We start from the raw sequence: 17,517 nt of genomic DNA, 5'->3' as shown, positions 1-17,517 counted from the left end.
CGGTACGCGTTTTCGTCAACCGTACCGCCGCCTTGGAACAAGGCGACGACCGACGATGAACGTCGACAGGAACCTGAATCAATCCGTTCGTTCTCACGCGAGTTTCATTTCGACGAATCCGTTGCTATGCGGACTCCTCCGCGCCCGCACATCCGGCGCGGTCGAGGGCATTGCGCAGTTGCGCTCGGTTCGCGATGCCGAGACGTGGATAAATGCGATACAGGTGGGACCCCACCGTTCGGTGCGACAGATAGAGGCGCTCGGCGATCTGCCGGTTCGTGAGGCCGTCCGCGGCGAGCGTGGCGATCTGAAGTTCCTGGGCGGAGAGCTGCCCACCGATCTCCACTGTTCGCCGGGAGGTGGCCTCCCCCGTCGCTCGCAGCTCCGCGCGAGCCTCGTCGGCCCACGGCCTGAGCCCGAGCTCGTCGAAGACGTTGCGTGCCCGCCGCAACGGCTCCTTGGCGTCCAACGGTCGCCGACGGCGCCGCAGGCGCTTGCCGTGGTGCAGGTGCAGGCGGGCGCGGTACAGGGACCAGCCACCGACTTCCCCGTCGAGAGCCTCCTGGTACCGGTCGTCCTCCTCCGATTCCGCGGCCAGGACGGCCGCGGTGTAGCTCGTCGCGAGGAGCAGCATCGGCGTGGGCAGCCGGTGGGCCAGCGCCGGCAGGTCCGCGAGTAGCTCCCGGGCGCGCGCTGTGTTGCCGGAGGCGACGGCGGCATCGGCCAGATCCGGCGCGAGCCACCAGCGGATGACCGGGTGGTAGCAATTCTGGTCGACGTCGAACGTGGCTGCCAGGTGTTCGAACGCCTCGGTGGGACGCCCGTCGAGCAGTGCGAGCAGGCCACGGGCGTGCCGGGCTCCGGCGAGGATGTAGCGCATCCCCGGCACCAGCCGGCTGGATGCGATGTTGTCGAGCTGTCGCTGTGCGGTGTGCTGGTCTCCTCGCAGCGCACTGACCAGCGCGATGTTGGTACGGGTGGCGGCTGCGGTGAAGTGCTCGCCGTTCTTCCGGGCGATGCCGTGGGCCTCCTCGGACTCGGCGTGGGCGCGGTCCAGGTCTCCGAGCCATATCCGCACGTATGCGTTCGCACCGAGCATCCTGGCGAGCATTCCGGTCCGCTCCTGGATCCGGCACACGTCGGCTGCCCGCGTGAGCTGGTCGACGCATCGGGGGAAGTCACCGAGGACGAGGTGCGCGCTGCCCAGGAACCGCAGGTCGTCGACGTCGAGTTCCCGGCCGTTCAGCCTCTGGAGACGATCGAGGACGTCCCGTCCACAGCGCTCGGGCGAGGCGTAGGCGAGAACGGCGAACGCCAGGGGGTTCTGCTCGACGGAGTCGAGCGCCTCGGCCTGCGCGACGATCTCGGATCGCGCCGACGGCGACGCGCCCTGGAAGAAGCATCGCGTGGCAGCGCGCCACAACAGGCTGCCCGCCAGTTCGTGCTCACCCGCCCCGCTCGCCGTGCCCGCGGCCCGTGTCAGCTGTGCGATCCACCGGTCACCGTCGTGCGGATCGAACGCCACGACCTCGGCGACGTTCAGTAGTCGCGCGCGCCCGACCGTGCTCAGCTCACCCGGGTCTGCCTCGTCGAGCAGCGCCCGGGCCTCGCTGTGGGCACCGACCTCGGCGGCCAGTTCGGCGGCGCGCACGAGCAGGGCGCTTCGGCGTTCCGTATCCGACGCGAGTGCGGCCGCACGCTGCAGGGCGGTCAGCGCGACCGTCGCCGCCTGCCGCCCACTCGCCGCGCAGGCCAACTGCTCCAGCTCCTCCGCGAGCTGATCGTCCGGGCCGAGCGCGGCGGCGGCACGGTGCCAGATCGCCTGTCGGGGACGCCGGCGCATCGCCGTGGCGAGTGCCCGATGGGTGGCGAGCCGGTCGTGGAGGCCTGCGGTCGAGTAGATCGCCGACCGCATCAGCGGATGCGAGAAGCGAAGACCGGCATCGGCGTACTCGACGATGCCGGCGTCGACGGCCTGTTGGACGGCGTCGGCGGTCACCGGCTCCGGTGAGATCATCGACGCCGCGTCCATGACGACCCGGAGGCCGCACGCGGTGTCGGCTGCGAAGGCGAGCAGGAAGGCGCGCGCGTCCGCGGGAAGTTCTCGGAGGCGCCCCGCGAAGGTCCGTTCGAGGCTTTCGGTGAGCGGGACAACGCTCCAGTTGCCGGGCAGCAGCGTTCGTGCGCTCGGGTTCGTCCTGGGAAGCTCGACGAGCGCCAACGGGTGTCCTGCGGCTTGGGTGAGGATGTCCGTCCGCGCGCCGGCGTCGAGGTCGGGCGCCTGCGCGGTCAGGAGCCGCTCTGCCTCGTCCGGCGAGAGCCGGGACAGCGCGCGCTCGGGTAGGCCGCTACGCCCCAGCGGTTTCCCGTGGCCGGACCGGGCCGCGACCGCCGCGAAGATCCGGTGGCCGCCGAGCCTGCGCGCGACGAAGCCGAGGACCTCCGCACTCAACTCGTCCAGCCACTGAGCATCGTCGACGAGAAGCAGAACGGGTCGTGCGGCGGCCGCCTCCGCAAGCAGTTCGAACGTGGCGAGCGCAACCGTGAACTTGTCCTCCTGCATCTCCTCGGCCCGGAAGGCACCGAGCAGCGCGCGACGCTGGGCCGGGCTCAGCCGCTTCAGCAGCCCCGCGAGGGGATACAGAAGCTGGTGCAGCGCGGCGTACGGGAACCGGTCCTCCGCCTCCACGCCACTCGAGACCAGCGCCGACACGCCGCGGAGCTCCGCCTCGACCCGCAACGTCCGCAGGAGCTCGGACTTGCCGATTCCCGGCTCACCGCGGATGACCAGCGCCGAGCCCTCACCGGCCAGCGCAGAGTCGAGCATGCAGCGCAATGCGGCGAGCTCCGCGGCACGTCCGACGAACGCGGTGCTGTGCTCGCGCACCGTCGACGAGCCGGCGGCGCGCCCGTTCTCCGGCGCGACCGTCGGCCGGAGCGACCGGCCCTCGTCGACCGCCTCGGCAGCGGTGCGGGACCACCTGGCGTATGCCACCCGCCCGTCGGGTGCCGGCGCCGCACCGCCACTGGCATCGACGGCGGTGAGAAGCGCACGATGCCGGCCCGGCTCGCTGGACTTCGACGACATGGTGAGCTCCCGACTGTGGACGGCGACGATGCGTCCGGCGCCTGGGCCGCGGTCCCTCTGGCGGATTCGGCCCTTTGACGCACTGTCGCGCGTTCCGGCTCACCTCGACCCCGGGCGACTCCCGGGCAGACACCCGTGAATGGCGGCGCCCGGGATGCGCGAACTCACGCTCCGTCGGCGCGCTCTGCTGTGCGTGCCGGCACGCCGCCGAACTCGGGGGATGGCGTCCGGATCGTCGCTCACGGATACTCCCCCGATGGTGCGGCGAAGGCAGGCCCCGGTGACGGTGTAGCCCCGGTGTTGCGAGACCGGCGCAGCGAACGTGAGGCGCTCGATCAGCTCGTCGATGCTGTTCGGGCCGGCGAGGGCCGGGCACTCGTGCTGCGGGGTGAACCGGGTGTGGGCAAAACGGCGCTCCTGGAGTATCTGACCAGGCGGACATCTGACTGCCGAATGGCCCACGCCACGGGGATCCAGTCGGAGATGGAGCTGGCGTTCGCCGGCCTTCACCAGCTGTGCATCCCGATGCTCGACCGGCTCGACCGGCTCCCGTTGCCACAGCGTGATGCGCTGTCCACGGTTTTCGGGCTCAGCGGCGGAGATCCGCCGGATCGATTCCTGGTGGGTCTGGCCGTGCTGGGCCTGCTGGCCGAGGCTGCCGATGGACAGCCGCTGATCTGTGTGGTGGATGACGCCCAGTGGCTCGACCACGCCTCGGCGCAGGCGCTGGCGTTCGCCGCCCGCCGCCTGATGGCGGAGTCCGTGGGGGTTGTCTTCGCGGCGCGTGACGGCGAGGCGGCGGAGCTGGCAGGCCTGGCGCAGCTGGTGGTCGCGGGGTTGCCCGATGCCGATGCGCGGGAGCTGTTGTGCTCGACGTTGCGCGGGCCGCTGGACGAGCGTGTGCGTGACCGGATCGTGGCCGAGACCAGGGGTAATCCGCTGGCGTTGCTGGAGCTGCCGCGTGGGTTGACACCGGCAGAGCTGGCAGGCGGTGTCGTCGTGAGTGGCACCGGCACGCTCGCCGGGCAGATCGAGGAGAACTACCGGCGACGGCTCGCGGCTCTCCCGGCCGAGACGCAGCGGCTGGCGCTGGTCGCCGCGGCCGAACCGCTGGGCGACCCCGTGCTGCTGTGGCGCGCCGCAACACACCTGGGCATCGGCGCCGAGTCCGCAGCACCGGCGGCCTGGGCCGGGTTGCTCGAGATCGGACCCCGGGTGCGGTTTCGCCACCCCTTGGTCCGCTCGGCGATCTACCGAGCCGCGTCGCCCGAGGAACGGCGGATCGCACACCGTGCACTGGCAGACGTCACCGATCCGGAGGCCGATTTCGATCGTCGTGCCTGGCATGCCGCGCAGGCCACAGCGGGACCGGACGAGAAGGTAGCCGCCGACCTGGAGCACTCGGCCGGGCGCGCGCAGGCACGCGGTGGACTCGCCGCAGCCGCCGCGTACCTCGAACGGGCCGCCGAGCTGACCGCCGACCCGGACCGCCGGGTGCAACGTGCTCTCGCCGCAGCGCAGGCCACACACCTGGCAGGCGCCCCCGACGCGGCACTCAAACTGCTCTCCCTGGCCGAGGCATGCCCCCTGACCAAACTCCAGCGCGCCCGGGTGGACCTGCAACGCGCCCAGATCGCCTTCACCCTCAACCGCGGCAGAGAAGCCCCACCCCTGCTGCTGCAGGCCGCCAAGCAACTCGAGCAACTCGACGTCGAACTCGCCGGCGAGACGTACCTGGACGCCCTGCTCGCAGCAATGTTCGCCGGCGCGCTCGCCGGCGGCGTCAGCGTGCAGGAAGCCGCCCACGCCGCCCGTGCCGCCTCCACCACGTCACAAACCCCACGCCCACCCGACCTGCTCCTGCAAGGCCTCGCGCTGCGGTTCAACGACGGCTACGCCCCAGCCGCCCCGACGCTGAAGCGGGCGCTCCGCGCGTTCCGCGAGAACGATCTCTCCCCACAGGAGGGGCTGCGCTGGCTCTGGCACGCCTGCATCACCGCCGCCCACCTCTGGGACTACGACACCTGGGAACTGCTCGCCACCCGCTTCGTCCGCACCGCACGCCAAGCAGGCGCCCTGACCATGCTTCCCCTCGCCCTCAGCCAACGCATCGGCGTGCACGTCTTCCTCGGCCAGCTGAGCGAGGCCACCTCGTTGCGTGAGGAGCTGAGCTCGGTCACCGACGCGACCGGGCATCCCCCACCACCCATCGCCATCCTGCTGCTCGCCGCATGGCAGGGCCGCGAACCCGAAGCACGTGGACTGATCGAGGCCACCACCGCGGAGGTACTTCGCCGCGGCGAGGGCGACGGGCTGGTCAAAGCCCAATGGGCGGCAGCACTCCTCGACAACAGCCTCTGCCGGTACGAGGACGCACTGGCCGCGGCCCAGCAGGCCGCCGATCAGCCGCCGGTGCTGGGCGTCGCCCCGTGGGCCGCGTTGGCCGAACTCGTCGAAGCCGCCACCCGCTGCGGGATGCCGGAACGCGCCACCCACGCTTTCCGTCAGCTCGCCGACGTCACGCGCGCGAGCGGCACCGGCTGGGCGCTGGGCATCCAGGCCCGCTCCCGCGCGCTGCTGAGCCGCGGTGAGGACGCCGAGAGCGCCTACTGCGAGGCGATCGACCGGCTGGACCGCACCCGCGTCCGCGGCGAACTCGCCCGCGCCCACCTCCTCTACGGCGAATGGCTACGCCGGGAAGGCCGACGGCGGGGCGCACGCGAGCACCTACGCGCCGCCCACGAAACGTTCACCACGATCGGCGCCGCGGCCTTCGCCCAGCGCACCGCCGCCGAACTGCGGGCCACCGGTGAGTCACCGCGCAAGCGGACGGTCGAGACGAGCACAGCGCTCACGCCGCAGGAGGCCCAGATCGCGGGGCTGGTGCGTGAGGGACTCTCCAACCCCGAGATCGGTGCCCGGCTGTTCATCAGCCCGCGCACCGTCGAGTGGCACCTCGGGCGGATCTTCTCCAAGCTCGACATCACCTCACGTAAGCAGCTCGCCCGCTGAGCACGCGGCTGCACCCGGTCCCACCGCGGAGACAGCGCACCAAGGTCCAGGCCGACGGCTCAGTCGCCACGCAAGCCGGCGAGCATGGCGCCGATGGTTGCGAGTGCGTCGGCGCGGGCCTGGTCGGGGTCGTCGGCCTCGGCGACCTGGATTGCGGCCTCACCGGCCAGCGCGCAACAGAGCCGCGCGAGCAGGCTCACCGACGTAGGCGCGATCTCGCCCGCGTCGACGAGGCCGTCGAGCAGGCGTTCGAGCAACCGCGCGGTGTACTGGTGGTCGAGCTCGCGCCAGCGGCGCCACCCCAGCGCGACCGGCCCCTCCTCGAGGACGATCCGGCGGAACCGCGTCTCGGTGGCGAGTTCGAGGAACCGTTCCAGGGCGGCGCGGGCCGCGTCGCTCGGTGACGCGCAGGCCTCGGCCCTGGCCATCACCTGTTGGACGGCGTCGGTCTCGACGCGCTCGAAGACCGCACGGAACAGCGCCTCCTTGTCGGCGAAGTGCCGATAGACCGCGCCCTTGGTGAACCGTGCCGCTGCGCCCACGGCATCGATCGACGTCGCGCGGAACCCTTCGCTCACGAAGAGCGCTTCGGCCGCGGCCAGGATCGACTCCTTGGTCTGCTGGACGTACTCCAGGCGCTGGGACTTGACATCCGGCATGAAACCGACAGTACCTTAGATACTGTGAGTATCGCGGATACCAGTGCCACCGTCCCGTCAGCGGTTCATCAGCAGGTGGTCGGCCGATTCGCCGCAGGTTGGCGGCAACCGGACCCCCACGCGTGGGACGACCTCCTGGCCGACGACGTGGACCTGCACCAGCCGCTCATGGACGACGGCGTCGGCCGCACACACTGGCACCAGGAGTTCGCCCGGCTCCAGGCGTTCCTGCCCGACCTGCGCGGCGAGATCGTCGGGTGGGCCGCCGACGACGAGACGATCTACGTCGATATCCACTGCGTGGCGACCGCCGGTGGCCGACCCCTGGAGTTCCGAGCGATTGACCGACTCACCGTCACCCCCGACGGCACCGTCACCCGACGGGACTCCTTCTTCGACCCCACCCCACTCGTCACGGCACTGCTCACACGGCCGGCGGCCTGGGCCGCATGGTGGCGCTCGGGTGTGGCCCCGTTCGCCGCCCGCCGGGCGCTACTCGGCCGGCGGCACGCGATCAACGGCGTCGACGAGCCGGCCCGCTCGATCACGCCCTTCGGCTGGACAGAACTCCGGCGACCGCTGCCCGTGTGGCTCGGCGTCATTCGCGGTTGCGTCGGCGTGACCACCCTGGCTCGCCCTCGGCTTGTCTACCGCTGCCTCGGATCGCACGGCGAGCCGCCGGTCGCGGGGTTCCTCGCGCGCGCGTTCGGGGCCCGTGAGCTCGCCATCGCGCTGGCCACCCTGAGCTCGGACCCACGTACCGCCCGGGCCGGCCTCCGGCTCGGGATGATCGCCGACGCGGCCGACGTCGCCTCGATCCTGCTCGGACGACGGCGGCGCGGCATCGCGGCCGGGGCCGCGCTCATGATCGGTGGCGCCGCCGCACTCTTCGCCACAGCCGGCGCAGCCGTCCTCGCCGACGGTGACACCATCGAGCACCGCGGGCGGCGGCGCGAAGATCGACTCCAGCGACCTCGACAGGAGACCGAGCGGTCATGACCTTCTCCGAGCAAGCATCCAGCCCGAGGTTGCAGACGCCGACCGGCGAGGTGATCGACACCGCCCTGCGTCAGGTGCGTACCCACGACCATGCGGCCTTGGTTCGCGCGATCCAGACCTGGTGGGGCGACTCGCGCACTCCGCAGGAGGCAGAGCAGCTGTCCTTGCTGCTGCCCCGGCTGTTCGTGGAGTTCTTCCGCGACACCAGCTTCGTCGTGGAGCGAGGAGAGGCGCTCGCAGGCTTCCTCATCGGGCTGCACCCGGCCAGTGACCCGGAGGAGGCCTACATCCACTTCGTCGGCGTGAACCCGAACCTACGGCGCGCCGGTGTCGCCCACCGCCTTTACACCACGTTCTTCGAACGAGCACTCGCCGCGGGACGCCACCACATCCGGGCCGTCACCTCACCGGCCAACTCCGGCTCGATCTCGTTCCACCGCGCGATGGGGTTCGTACTCGAACCGAGCGGCTATGAGATCGACGGCGTGCCGGTGCACCGCGACTATGACGGTCCGGGTCAGGATCGGGTTTCCATGCGGCTCACGCTGAGGGCGCCTTCCTCCGGCCCGTCAGGACTCACGCGTGTTGCTCCCCCTGAATGACGCTCGCCAGGAACCCCAGTTCCACAGCCGGCTGCGCGGGAATGAAATGGCCGACGCCGGGGAGCAGCCGCACCGTCGCGTGCGGTACCGCCCCGTCAAGCCGCCGCTTGGTCTCCGCGGAATCCACCATGACGTCCAGTTCCCCGACCAGTACGTGCACGGGCATGGTCAGCCGTCGTAACGCGTCGTCGTCGAACACGGGAAGCTCGTCCATGCGGTAGCGGTAGTTCTCCGCAACGAGCATCACCTCCTCGACGATCATCGCGGCGACCTCGGGCTCCATGGTCGACAACCCTGCGCCGAGCATCCCTGTCACCGTCTTGCGCCGGCCCCACCGGCCGAGAGAGTTCAGCAGAAGGGCCTTGACCAAGAATCCCTTCTTCTGCCTGCCGATACCCGTCGGGCACGACAACGCCAGGCGTTCCACCCTGCCGGGCCGGCGCGTGGCGTAGTCCAGCGCGAGCCAGCCGCCGAGCGAGATCCCCATGATCCGGACCTGCTCCAGCCCGAGGAAGTCCAGTACCGCATCCAGCCACACCGCATACCTGTCGGACGCCATGGGCGGCCGGGACGCCGCGCTGAGGCCGTGCTCGCCGATCATGTCGACGGCGTACACCCGGAAATGCGTTGCGAGTTCCGGGATGCTGCCGATCCATTGCGCCGAGTTGCCTCCGGAGCCGTGCAGCAACACCAGCGCAGGTGCGGTGGCCGGGCCGGATGCGATGACGAAGGTCTCGCCCTCGCGCGTGGGCACGTGGAACCGTTCGTTCTCGACCGGCCAGCGCTCCAGCGCCTTCAGATAGCGCTCGCGCAGCAGGCGGGCCCCGGCTTCCGACCGGTAGATCTCGCTCATGTTTCCGGCTCCTCGATCACGGCGCTGATCAGCCCGAAGATGTCCGTGCTCGTGGACAAGCTGCCGAGCACGACGATCTTCAGGTGGGCGCGCTCTTCGTCGTAGACGATGTTCAGGCGCAACTGCCCGTCGCCCTCGCGGCGATGGGCTGTCGCAGTGGTCAGCACGGTGCTCAGGCGGCTGACCGTCTCGGGGCTGATCGCATCGATCTCCACGATGCTCGACACCCCGACATGGCGACGACGGACGACCGTGTCGCGGACGGCGGGCTCGGCAGGCCGCCCGGTGAACGCCTCGAGGTCTGCCCGCGCGATGCGGTACTGCTTGCCGATCCGCACGGCCGTGAGCCGCCCTTCGCGGATGTAGTTGCGCACCGTACGCACGTGCAGACCCAGCCGGTCGGCGACTTCGTCTGCCGTGAACAACTCCTCCGTCACGAAAACTACTGTATCATGCCTTAATCTTCCTGATTACATCGATCGATAGGGAAGGTTACGGTATTCCAGGGTCACACGCCGATCAGGTTGATCAGCCTCCGTGACAGCAGCAGTGGAACTCGTCGACCGGCGCGGCAGAGGACTCAGCGGCGATGCGCAGGACCACGACCTCTCGACCGAGGTGGCCGACCTCGACGCCGTGCCGTCCGTCGCCGGACCAGGGGCGAGGCTGTTCGGTCATTCCTACGGCGCGATCGTCGCCGCGGCGAGCGCGGCGGCCGGAGCGGACAGATCCGCGCTGACTCCGTACGAGCCTCCACTGCCGGTGAGCGGCGCAGACCCCGGTCAGATCGCCGCCACGTCGTCCGTCACCGCAGCGGTCGCGGCCGGCGACCACGACGGGGCCCTGTCGATGATGCTGACGCGCCGGGGGGCACGGCGGAGGCCGACGTCGCAGACCTGCGCCGGACGCCGAAGTGAGCCGGGATGGTCGAGACCGTCCCGCCGTTGCCACGCGAGCCGCACGTCAGCGACGGCGCGGTCGACGACCTCGATCGGTTCACCACGATCACGCAGCCCACCCCTGCTGCTGATCGGCACGGCAACCGCGTCCGAGATCGTGGACGCGACGCGCTTCCTGACCGAGAAACTGCCCACAACCACCGTGGTCGAGATCCCCGGTCAGGGGCATTTCGCACACGTCGCCGTTCCGGACACCGTCGCCGACGCCGTGCGCTCCTTCCTCGGCGAGGCCTGAGCGACCGGCGACGTGCAGCCCGGGCGGCATGACGAGCCTGTCCCGGCCCCGGCCGAAGCCGGAGCCGGGACAGAAGGTTGTCCGTGTGTCAGATCAGAAGCTGGCCTTGGGCACGCCCTGGCCGGGGTCGACCTGGTGCGGCCCGCCCTTGCCCGGGCTGACGTCGAAGTCGAAGATCGCGGTCGGGATGTAGACCGTCGAGCACGAGTTCGGGATGTCGACGACTCCGGAGAGCCGGCCCTCGATCGGCGACGCGCCCAGAATCATGTAAGCCTGCTCCGGCGTGTAGCCGAACTTGACCAGATAGTCGATCGCATGCAGACAGGCCCGCTGGTAGGACAGTTGCGCGTCCAGGTAGTGCTGCTTGCCCTCCAGCGTCACCGAGGTACCCGAGAAGGCCAGCCATTCGCTGAACTGCGGATCCGTGGTGCCGGGCATGAAGATCGCGTTCTCGGAGACACCGTAGGTCTGCATCCCACCCTTGATCACGTCGACCCCGAGATCCATGAAGCCACCCATCTCGATAGCTCCACAGAAAGTGATCTCACCGTCACCCTGGGAGAAATGCAGATCGCCCATCGACAACTTTGCACCGTTGACGAAGACCGGGTAGAAGACCCGGGTTCCCTTGGTGAAGTTCTTGATGTCCTGGTTGCCACCGTTCTCCCGCGGTGGCGCAGTGCGGGCGGCCTCGCGGGCGACCCGGTTGAACTCGTCACCCTCCAGCGTCCCGAGGATGGCCGAGTCGGGCAGGGGCGGCAGCGCGAGCGGTGGCACCCTGGTCGGGTTGGTGTCGATGAGCTCCTGCTCACGTGCGTTCCACTTGGCGAGCAGGTTCGCCGAGGGTGCGGTACCCATCAGCCCGGGGTGGACGATGCCGACGAACGAGACACCAGGGATGTGCCGGGAGGTCGCCACGCCACCGCGGAAGTCCCAGATCACCTTGTAGGCGTCAGGGAACTGCTCGGTCAGGAACCCGCCCCCGTTCTGCGTGGCGAAGATTCCGGTGTAGCCCCAGCCCTGCCCGGCGAGCGGCCCGGAGTCCTCCTGCGGCACCGGCCCGACGTCGAGGATGTCCACCACCAGCAGGTCTCCGGGCTCCGCACCCTCGACCTCGATCGGTCCGGACAGCACGTGCACGCCCGGCAACGGCGCGTTCAACACGTCGTCGGCGGAGTCGTCGTTGTGGATCGCGCCGTCGAACCACTCCCGGCAATCCACCCTGAACGTGTCCCCGGGCTTGACCCGTACATGCGCGGGGATGTCGGGGTGCCATCGGTTGTGACCGACGATCTGTTGATCGGTGAAGCTCTTGCTGTTGTCCAGCGGGAACACGACCTTGGGCATTGGATCTCTCCGTAATCTCCGATTCGCTGAAGAGAAATGAACGTGTCCGTTGACCCGTGGACGCCGAGATGGCAGGGACCGCGGAGTGGATCACGTCGGCCATCGCAACGCTCCGATGGTCACACGGCCGTTGCCCGTGACCGGCTCCGCACGGCTGGCCGCACACGGGCAGCGGCGGCCTTTCGTCCACACAGGCTTCTCCGCACGACACCGCCGGGCCTCACCCGATCCAGGTGAAATCAGCCGATCATCAGAGCAGCCCATCCAGCGGTGCCCGATTTACTCACTCACGAACGACCCGATCCCGACCGGATCGTCCGATACGCCGAGTCTGGCCGGCGCGGCACTCGCCACAGCGGTGCGTCGTTGATACGTACCCCGCGTGTTGCCCACATCGTGGATGTGTGTTCATATGGCGAACCTGACGACCGACTCCCCGCACTCGCTCGATGGCGAGCGACACCCGGATGGGATACCACCCTTGTCCGACACCGCGATCATCATCAACACGGCCGTCGCCGTACTAGCAGCTGTCCTGCTCATCGTCCGGTTCCGGCTCAACCCGGTGATCTCGTTGATCATCGGGGCCGCCTACCTCGGGCTGAGCACGGGAATGGGCGCCGAAGGCACCGTCAAGGCGATCACCACCGGGTTCGGCGAGATCATGGCCGAGGTCGGACTCCTGATCGCCTTCGGTGTGCTGACAGGCTCCATGCTGCAGGAGGCCGGAGCGATCCAGCGGCTGGTCAGCACGCTGCTGAAGACGTTCGGCCCCAAACGCATGCCGTATGCGCTGTCCCTCACCCTCGCCACGGCCCTGCAGTCGATCTTCCTCGACGTCCTGCTCGTGATCTCGGCGCCGCTGGCGCGCAACCTCGCGCCGCGGATCGGCAGCATGGGCACGGCACGGATGGCGACGGCACTCGCGATCGGCCTCGAGTGCGGGATCGTGCTGATGGTCCCCGGTGTCGGGACCGTCGCGCTGGCCGGGCTGCTCGGCGTGCCGCTGGGCAAGATGCTGATCTTCGGGCTGATCCTGATCATCCCCACCGTCGCTCTGTCCGTGGCCATCATGTCCTTCGTGTTCCGGCACGGCTGGTGGGACGCGGCGAAGGACGAGCAGCCGGGCATGTTCGTAGACGAGGCCACCGGCGCTCAGGCCGGGGAGCGGACCCAGGAGCCGGCGCAGCCGGCGGAAGCCGTGCAGCCGGCCGTCGGCGCCACGCAGACCGCGCTGGAACTGCCCGAGGTGCAGCAACGACGTCACATCTCGCTGATCGTGCTGTTCATGCCACTGATCGGGGCGCTCGTGCTGATCGGAGGCGGTGCCGTGCTCGACGTCGCAGGCATCGAGAACCCGGTCGTCACGTTCGTCGCCGACCCGGTCATCGCGCTCCTCGCCGGGCTGATCGGCACGAGCCTCGTCACCCGCTACACGGTGGGTCGTAACCGGGTGGAGCGGTCGATCGCCACGGGATTCCGCGAGAGCGGACAGATCCTGATCCTCACCGGCGTGGGCGGCTCCCTGGCCGCCACCATCTCGGCTGCCGGGCTGGGCGACATCCTCGGGAAGTACTTCACGGCGAGCACGGCGGCTCCGCTGCTAGTGGTGTGGGTGATCGCGGCCGCCCTCCACATCGCCGTCGGGTCGGTGAGCATCTCGGCCATCACGGCGGCCGGCATCCTCGCGCCGGTGGCGCCCGCCATCGGGCTCGACCCGGTGCTGATCGCACTCGCCGCCGGCGCGGGCTCGCTGTTCGCCGTGCATGTCACGAGCAACACGTTCTGGCTACTGCAGTCCCTCATGGGGCAATCGACGCGAGGAACATTGAAGACGTGCTCAGTCGGGGTGTCGGTCGCCTCCGTCGTCGCCATCCTGCTGATCCAACCGCTGGCACTCATCGTCTAGGAGTACTCGTGAACGACGGCCCGATCCGGCCCCTGGGCGGGGTCCGCGTGCTCGAACTGGGCAACTACATCGCGGCGCCGACCGCCGGCAGGCTGCTGGCCGACTTCGGTGCCGAGGTGATCAAGATCGAGCGGCCGGGCACAGGCGACGAAGTGCGCAATTGGCGCTTGTACGCGGGGTCGACGTCGATGCTGTACCGGACGCTCAACCGCAACAAGAAGTCGGTCGTGCTCGATCTGAGGACGACGACCGGCCGGGACACCGTTCTCGACCTGGTGCGCCACTGCGACGTCCTGCTGGAGAACTTCCGTCCGGGCACGCTGGAGAAATGGGGGCTCGGGCCCGACGAGCTGAACGCCGCGAACCCCGACCTCGTCATCTCGCGTATCTCGGCGTTCGGCCAGACCGGCCCGCTCGCCGAGCGCCCCGGCTTCGCCGCCGTCGCCGAGGCCATGGGCGGATTGCGCGAGCTCGTGGGGGAACCGGATCGCCCGCCGGTGCGGGTCGGGGTCTCGATCGGCGACTCGATCGCCGGTCTCTACGCGGCGTTCGGCGCGATGATGGCGCTGTACCGGCGCGAGGCAGGCCGGTCAGGGCGCGCGCCCGGCCGGGCGCCCCTGACCGAACGCGTGATCGACGTGGCGCTCAACGAGGCGGTGCTGTCGATGATGGAGTCGCTGGTGCCCGACCACCTGGCCTACGGCGTGAACCGGAACCGGGTCGGTGGCCGGATGGAGGGCATCGCCCCGTCCAACGCCTACCTGTGCGGCGACGGCTCCAGCGCCATCATCGCCGGCAACGGCGACGCCATCTTCCAGCGCCTGATGGCGACGATCGGTCGGCCGGACCTGGCCGACGACCCGTCGTTGAGCAGCAACGCCGGCCGCTGGGCCCGCCGCGACGAGCTGGATGCCGCAATCGGCGACTGGACGGCAACGCGGCCGCGAGCCGAGGTGCTCGAGCAGCTCGACAGGGCCGGGGTGCCCGCCGGGCCGAGCTACACCGCGGCCGACATCTGCGACGACGAGCAGTACCGCGCCCGCAACATGATCCAGTACCTCCCGGTGGACACCGGCGGGGACGAACCGCGCGAGGTCGGCTTCCCGGGGGTCGTCCCCGTGATCGGCGACGTCTCGCTACCGGTCCGGACGCTCGGACCGGAGCTCGGCGAGCACACATCCGAGGTGCTCGCCGGTGTACTCGGAATGACCGACGAGGAGATCGCGGCGATCACCGCGGGAGAGGAGCAGTCATGACCGACACGACGTCGGAGGAGGTCATCCTGCGGGACGTCACCCTGCGCGACGGGCTGCAGCTCACCGGAAAGCTGCTGTCCACCGAGCGCAAGGTGGAGATCGTCCGGGAGCTGCTGCGGCTCGGCGTCCCCAGCCTCGAGATCGGCTCGATGGCCCGGCCGGATCTGGTCCCGCCGATGGCCAACACCCTCGAGGTGGTCGAAGCCCTGAGCGCCGACGAGCTCGCCAAGTGCTGGATCTGGGTCGCCACGCCCCGGCACGTGGAACGGGCCGTTGCCGCGGGCGCGCTCAACGTCCAGTACTGCTTCTCGGCCTCCGACGCGCACAACCAGGCCAACATCGGCCGCAGCACCGAGGCGAGCCTGGAAGCCATGCCCGCAGCCGTCGAGACGGCTCGGGCGGCAGGCGGCCGGATCCAGCTCTGCATCGCGACGTCCTTCACCTGCCCGTTCGACGGGCCGGTGCCGGAGGAGCGGGTGCTCGGCATCGCGCAGGACGCCCGAGCGGAGGGCGCCGAGGACATCGTGCTCTGCGACACGCTCGGCCAGGCGGTTCCCGCCCAGGTCACGAGCCTCGTCTCGCGGGTGCGGGAGGAGACGCCTGCCCGCCGGATCGTCTACCACGGGCACGACACCTGGGGACTGGGCGTGGCCAACACCCTGGCCGCGATCGCCGCGGGCGCTTCGGTGGTCGACGGGTCGCTCGGCGGGCTCGGTGGCTGCCCGTTCGCACCGGGCGCCAGCGGGAACACCTCGTCGGAGGACATCGTCTTCGCGACCCGGCCCTCCTGGCTCACGCCGAGCGGCCTGGCCCGGATGGTCGAGCTCTCCGAGGACCTGCTCGCCGATCTCGGCGAGCCGAACCGGTCGAAGACCGCGCAGGGCGTGCGGTCGACGGCGTCGGCGTTCGAGTGGGTGGCCGGGCCGCGGCATTAGTTCGGGTAGCGCCCGCCGAGGGTCCTGGTGAGCTTCTCGGCGCTCCCGACCAGCAGGTCCACCCACTCCTCGCACTTCGCCAGCGGCATCCGGATCGTGGGTCCGCTGATCGACACGGCTCCGACGAGCTCCGCGGCGGAGTTGAACACCGGGGCCGACAACCCGGACGAGCCGTCCTCCCGCTCGGCCGTGGTGATGGCGAACCCGTCGCTGCGCGTCTGCCGGATCAGCTCCCGCAAGAGTTCCGGGCTCGTGACCGTCGTGTCGGTGATCGGCTCCAGGGGCCGCGCCAGCACGTCCTCGGCGAGCTCGGGGTTCCACGCAAGCAACACCCGGCCCGCCGACCCGGCGTGCAGCGGGAGGATCTTGCCGACGTACATGTCGCGCCGCAGGACGTGCCGGGTGTCGGCGACCGCCACGCAGACCCGGAACCCCTGCTCCTCACGGAAGAAGCAGCTCGTCTCCCCCGTGGCGTCGCGCATCTCGCGCACCACCGGGTTGACGATCGTCAGCACGTCGACGCCCTTGACCGCGGGAGCCGCCCAGTACGCCATGCGCACGCCGATCCGGATCTGGTCGCCGACGCGGTCCAGCAGCCCCTGCGCCACCATGTTCGTCACCAGCCGCTGGACGGTCGAGGTCGGCAGGCCGGTGGCCTGCTGGATCTCACTGAACGTCAGTGCCGGGCGGGCGAGGGAGAACGCGTCGAGGATCTCGGTGATCTTGCCGAGCACCAGCAGCGGCGTGTGCCTCGACGAGCCTGAACCCTCGTCCACGGACATGGTCGAGAATCTAGACCGTGCAGTGCCCGGGCTCACGTCACCCGGCTCGGTTGCGCGTGACGAGGGCGACGTGGCCGCGAGGCGTGGCGAGGACGCTTGCCGGACCGCCAGAACGGGAATGGCATGGCCATACAGCCCGCGCCTGCTCACCGTCTCATCCACTGCCTCGGTGCCCGGGCACGGGTTCGTACGACCGATGCACGCGCAAGTACCTGCCCCTCGCGGGCAGACCGAGAAGGGACGTGACCAGGATGACCGATACCGTGACGCGCACGGCGACACGCGCCACCGGCGGTGCGCGAAAGGCCGCCGGAGGGGCCGGAAGTCGTGTCGCGGGTGAGGTTGCGCGCAAGGCGATGAGCGACGCCGGCACCAGGGTGCTCGGCACCGTGGTCGACATGGCCATCGCGCGGGTCGACAGGGTCGCGACCCGGCTCGACGACTTCGCAGAGAGCGGCGGCACTGGGCTGCGCGAGGCGCTGACAGGCAAGCCCAGGCAGCAGAAGAAGCCCCGCGCGACCGGCACGGCGGTGCGAGCGCGGATGGGCGCCGCGTTCAGTCTCGTGGTCGCTCGCGCCATGGCTCTGCTGCAGCTCCTGCAGCGCCTGGCGTTGCAACTGCTCGAGGCGCTGCAGCGGCTCGCCGGCCGACGCCGCACGGCGCCGGCGAAGAAGCAGACGGCCGACGCGGAGGACGCTCGGCCCGAGGCCGCGGACGAGAACGGCGGACCGCGCAAGCGCCCGGAGAGCCGCGGGGAACGCCGTCCGCGCACACAGCGCCGTCCCAGGCCGGATGCCCAGGCGGAGCGGGACCGCCCCCGACCCCGCCGACGTCCGGCGGCTCCCGGAGGCGACGCGTAGGCGCACCGTGGCTGCCATGAA

Annotated in this window: 14 protein-coding genes; 8 read left to right on the top strand and 6 right to left on the bottom strand. The window is 70.2% G+C overall.

Annotated elements, in window-relative coordinates:
- Window positions 1-124: 124 nt before the first annotated feature.
- Window positions 125-3,088 (bottom strand): ATP-binding protein, encoded by a 2,964-nt coding sequence (locus ACQPZQ_RS20190; RefSeq protein WP_433298118.1) that lies wholly within the window; start codon window positions 3,086-3,088, stop codon window positions 125-127.
- A gap of 297 nt (window positions 3,089-3,385) precedes the next feature.
- Here ACQPZQ_RS20190 and ACQPZQ_RS20185 point away from each other — a divergent pair, with 297 nt between their 5' ends.
- A complete protein-coding gene (locus tag ACQPZQ_RS20185) occupies window positions 3,386-6,100 on the top strand; it encodes an AAA family ATPase (protein WP_433298116.1) in 2,715 nt (904 codons plus the stop codon).
- A gap of 59 nt (window positions 6,101-6,159) precedes the next feature.
- Here the strand turns inward: ACQPZQ_RS20185 and ACQPZQ_RS20180 are convergent, their stop codons facing one another.
- Window positions 6,160-6,759 carry a TetR/AcrR family transcriptional regulator gene (locus ACQPZQ_RS20180; protein ID WP_433298114.1) on the bottom strand — a complete coding sequence of 200 codons (600 nt, stop codon included), beginning with the start codon at window positions 6,757-6,759 and terminating at the stop codon, window positions 6,160-6,162.
- A 24-nt stretch (window positions 6,760-6,783) separates the two neighbouring features.
- On the opposite strand from ACQPZQ_RS20180, the gene ACQPZQ_RS20175 reads away from it, so the two are divergent.
- The gene (locus ACQPZQ_RS20175; RefSeq protein ID WP_433298112.1) at window positions 6,784-7,758 is read left to right on the top strand and encodes a nuclear transport factor 2 family protein; all 975 of its coding nucleotides are present in this window, start codon (window positions 6,784-6,786) and stop codon (window positions 7,756-7,758) included.
- Window positions 7,755-8,360 carry an N-acetyltransferase family protein gene (locus tag ACQPZQ_RS20170; RefSeq protein ID WP_433298110.1) on the top strand — a complete coding sequence of 202 codons (606 nt, stop codon included), beginning with the start codon at window positions 7,755-7,757 and terminating at the stop codon, window positions 8,358-8,360. Before ACQPZQ_RS20175 ends, ACQPZQ_RS20170 begins: the two co-directional genes overlap by 4 nt.
- Here ACQPZQ_RS20170 and ACQPZQ_RS20165 read toward each other — a convergent pair.
- Both ACQPZQ_RS20165 and ACQPZQ_RS20160 read right to left on the bottom strand, forming a co-directional pair.
- Window positions 8,335-9,213: an alpha/beta fold hydrolase gene (locus tag ACQPZQ_RS20165; RefSeq protein WP_433298108.1), complete on the bottom strand. Its 879-nt coding sequence runs from the start codon at window positions 9,211-9,213 to the stop codon at window positions 8,335-8,337. The genes ACQPZQ_RS20170 and ACQPZQ_RS20165 overlap by 26 nt on opposite strands.
- Window positions 9,210-9,650 carry a helix-turn-helix domain-containing protein gene (locus ACQPZQ_RS20160; RefSeq protein WP_433298106.1) on the bottom strand — a complete coding sequence of 147 codons (441 nt, stop codon included), beginning with the start codon at window positions 9,648-9,650 and terminating at the stop codon, window positions 9,210-9,212. Before ACQPZQ_RS20160 ends, ACQPZQ_RS20165 begins: the two co-directional genes overlap by 4 nt.
- 100 nt (window positions 9,651-9,750) lie before the next feature.
- Here ACQPZQ_RS20160 and ACQPZQ_RS20155 point away from each other — a divergent pair, with 100 nt between their 5' ends.
- The gene (locus tag ACQPZQ_RS20155) at window positions 9,751-10,407 is read left to right on the top strand and encodes an alpha/beta fold hydrolase (protein WP_433298104.1); all 657 of its coding nucleotides are present in this window, start codon (window positions 9,751-9,753) and stop codon (window positions 10,405-10,407) included.
- 93 nt (window positions 10,408-10,500) lie between these two features.
- Here ACQPZQ_RS20155 and fmdA read toward each other — a convergent pair whose 3' ends face one another.
- Window positions 10,501-11,754, bottom strand: coding sequence for a formamidase (gene fmdA, locus ACQPZQ_RS20150; RefSeq protein ID WP_433298102.1), 1,254 nt, complete (start codon window positions 11,752-11,754; stop codon window positions 10,501-10,503).
- Window positions 11,755-12,235: 481 nt separating this feature from the next.
- On the opposite strand from fmdA, the gene ACQPZQ_RS20145 reads away from it, so the two are divergent.
- From ACQPZQ_RS20145 to ACQPZQ_RS20135, 3 genes are read left to right on the top strand one after another with little or no spacing between them, the layout of a single operon-like run.
- Window positions 12,236-13,663, top strand: a complete 1,428-nt coding sequence (locus ACQPZQ_RS20145) for a GntP family permease (protein ID WP_433298100.1) — start codon at window positions 12,236-12,238, stop codon at window positions 13,661-13,663.
- Between the two features lie 8 nt (window positions 13,664-13,671).
- The gene (locus ACQPZQ_RS20140) at window positions 13,672-14,919 is read left to right on the top strand and encodes a CaiB/BaiF CoA transferase family protein (RefSeq protein ID WP_433298098.1); all 1,248 of its coding nucleotides are present in this window, start codon (window positions 13,672-13,674) and stop codon (window positions 14,917-14,919) included.
- The gene (locus ACQPZQ_RS20135) at window positions 14,916-15,854 is read left to right on the top strand and encodes a hydroxymethylglutaryl-CoA lyase (RefSeq protein ID WP_433298096.1); all 939 of its coding nucleotides are present in this window, start codon (window positions 14,916-14,918) and stop codon (window positions 15,852-15,854) included. The genes ACQPZQ_RS20140 and ACQPZQ_RS20135 overlap by 4 nt, the downstream gene beginning before the upstream one ends.
- On the opposite strand, the gene ACQPZQ_RS20130 is transcribed toward ACQPZQ_RS20135, so the two are convergent.
- A complete protein-coding gene (locus ACQPZQ_RS20130) occupies window positions 15,851-16,636 on the bottom strand; it encodes an IclR family transcriptional regulator (RefSeq protein WP_433298094.1) in 786 nt (261 codons plus the stop codon). The genes ACQPZQ_RS20135 and ACQPZQ_RS20130 overlap by 4 nt on opposite strands.
- Before the next feature lie 251 nt (window positions 16,637-16,887).
- On the opposite strand from ACQPZQ_RS20130, the gene ACQPZQ_RS20125 reads away from it, so the two are divergent.
- Window positions 16,888-17,496 (top strand): hypothetical protein, encoded by a 609-nt coding sequence (locus ACQPZQ_RS20125; protein ID WP_433298092.1) that lies wholly within the window; start codon window positions 16,888-16,890, stop codon window positions 17,494-17,496.
- The last annotated feature ends 21 nt before the right edge of the window (window positions 17,497-17,517 follow it).

Origin of the sequence: Pseudonocardia sp. CA-142604 (assembly GCF_050948475.1) — a bacterium.
Lineage (GTDB): Bacteria > Actinomycetota > Actinomycetes > Mycobacteriales > Pseudonocardiaceae > Pseudonocardia > Pseudonocardia alaniniphila.
This window is presented reverse-complemented; position numbering and strand designations above follow the sequence as displayed.

Coding starts and splice junctions, on each gene's coding strand:
- ACQPZQ_RS20180 (WP_433298114.1), bottom strand. CDS start 6,759: ATGCCGGATGTCAAGTCCCAGCGCCTGGAGTACGTCCAGCAGACCAAG.
- ACQPZQ_RS20170 (WP_433298110.1), top strand. CDS start 7,755: ATGACCTTCTCCGAGCAAGCATCCAGCCCGAGGTTGCAGACGCCGACC.
- ACQPZQ_RS20135 (WP_433298096.1), top strand. CDS start 14,916: ATGACCGACACGACGTCGGAGGAGGTCATCCTGCGGGACGTCACCCTG.
- ACQPZQ_RS20125 (WP_433298092.1), top strand. CDS start 16,888: ATGACCGATACCGTGACGCGCACGGCGACACGCGCCACCGGCGGTGCG.
- fmdA (WP_433298102.1), bottom strand. CDS start 11,754: ATGCCCAAGGTCGTGTTCCCGCTGGACAACAGCAAGAGCTTCACCGAT.
- ACQPZQ_RS20165 (WP_433298108.1), bottom strand. CDS start 9,213: ATGAGCGAGATCTACCGGTCGGAAGCCGGGGCCCGCCTGCTGCGCGAG.
- ACQPZQ_RS20130 (WP_433298094.1), bottom strand. CDS start 16,636: ATGTCCGTGGACGAGGGTTCAGGCTCGTCGAGGCACACGCCGCTGCTG.
- ACQPZQ_RS20190 (WP_433298118.1), bottom strand. CDS start 3,088: ATGTCGTCGAAGTCCAGCGAGCCGGGCCGGCATCGTGCGCTTCTCACC.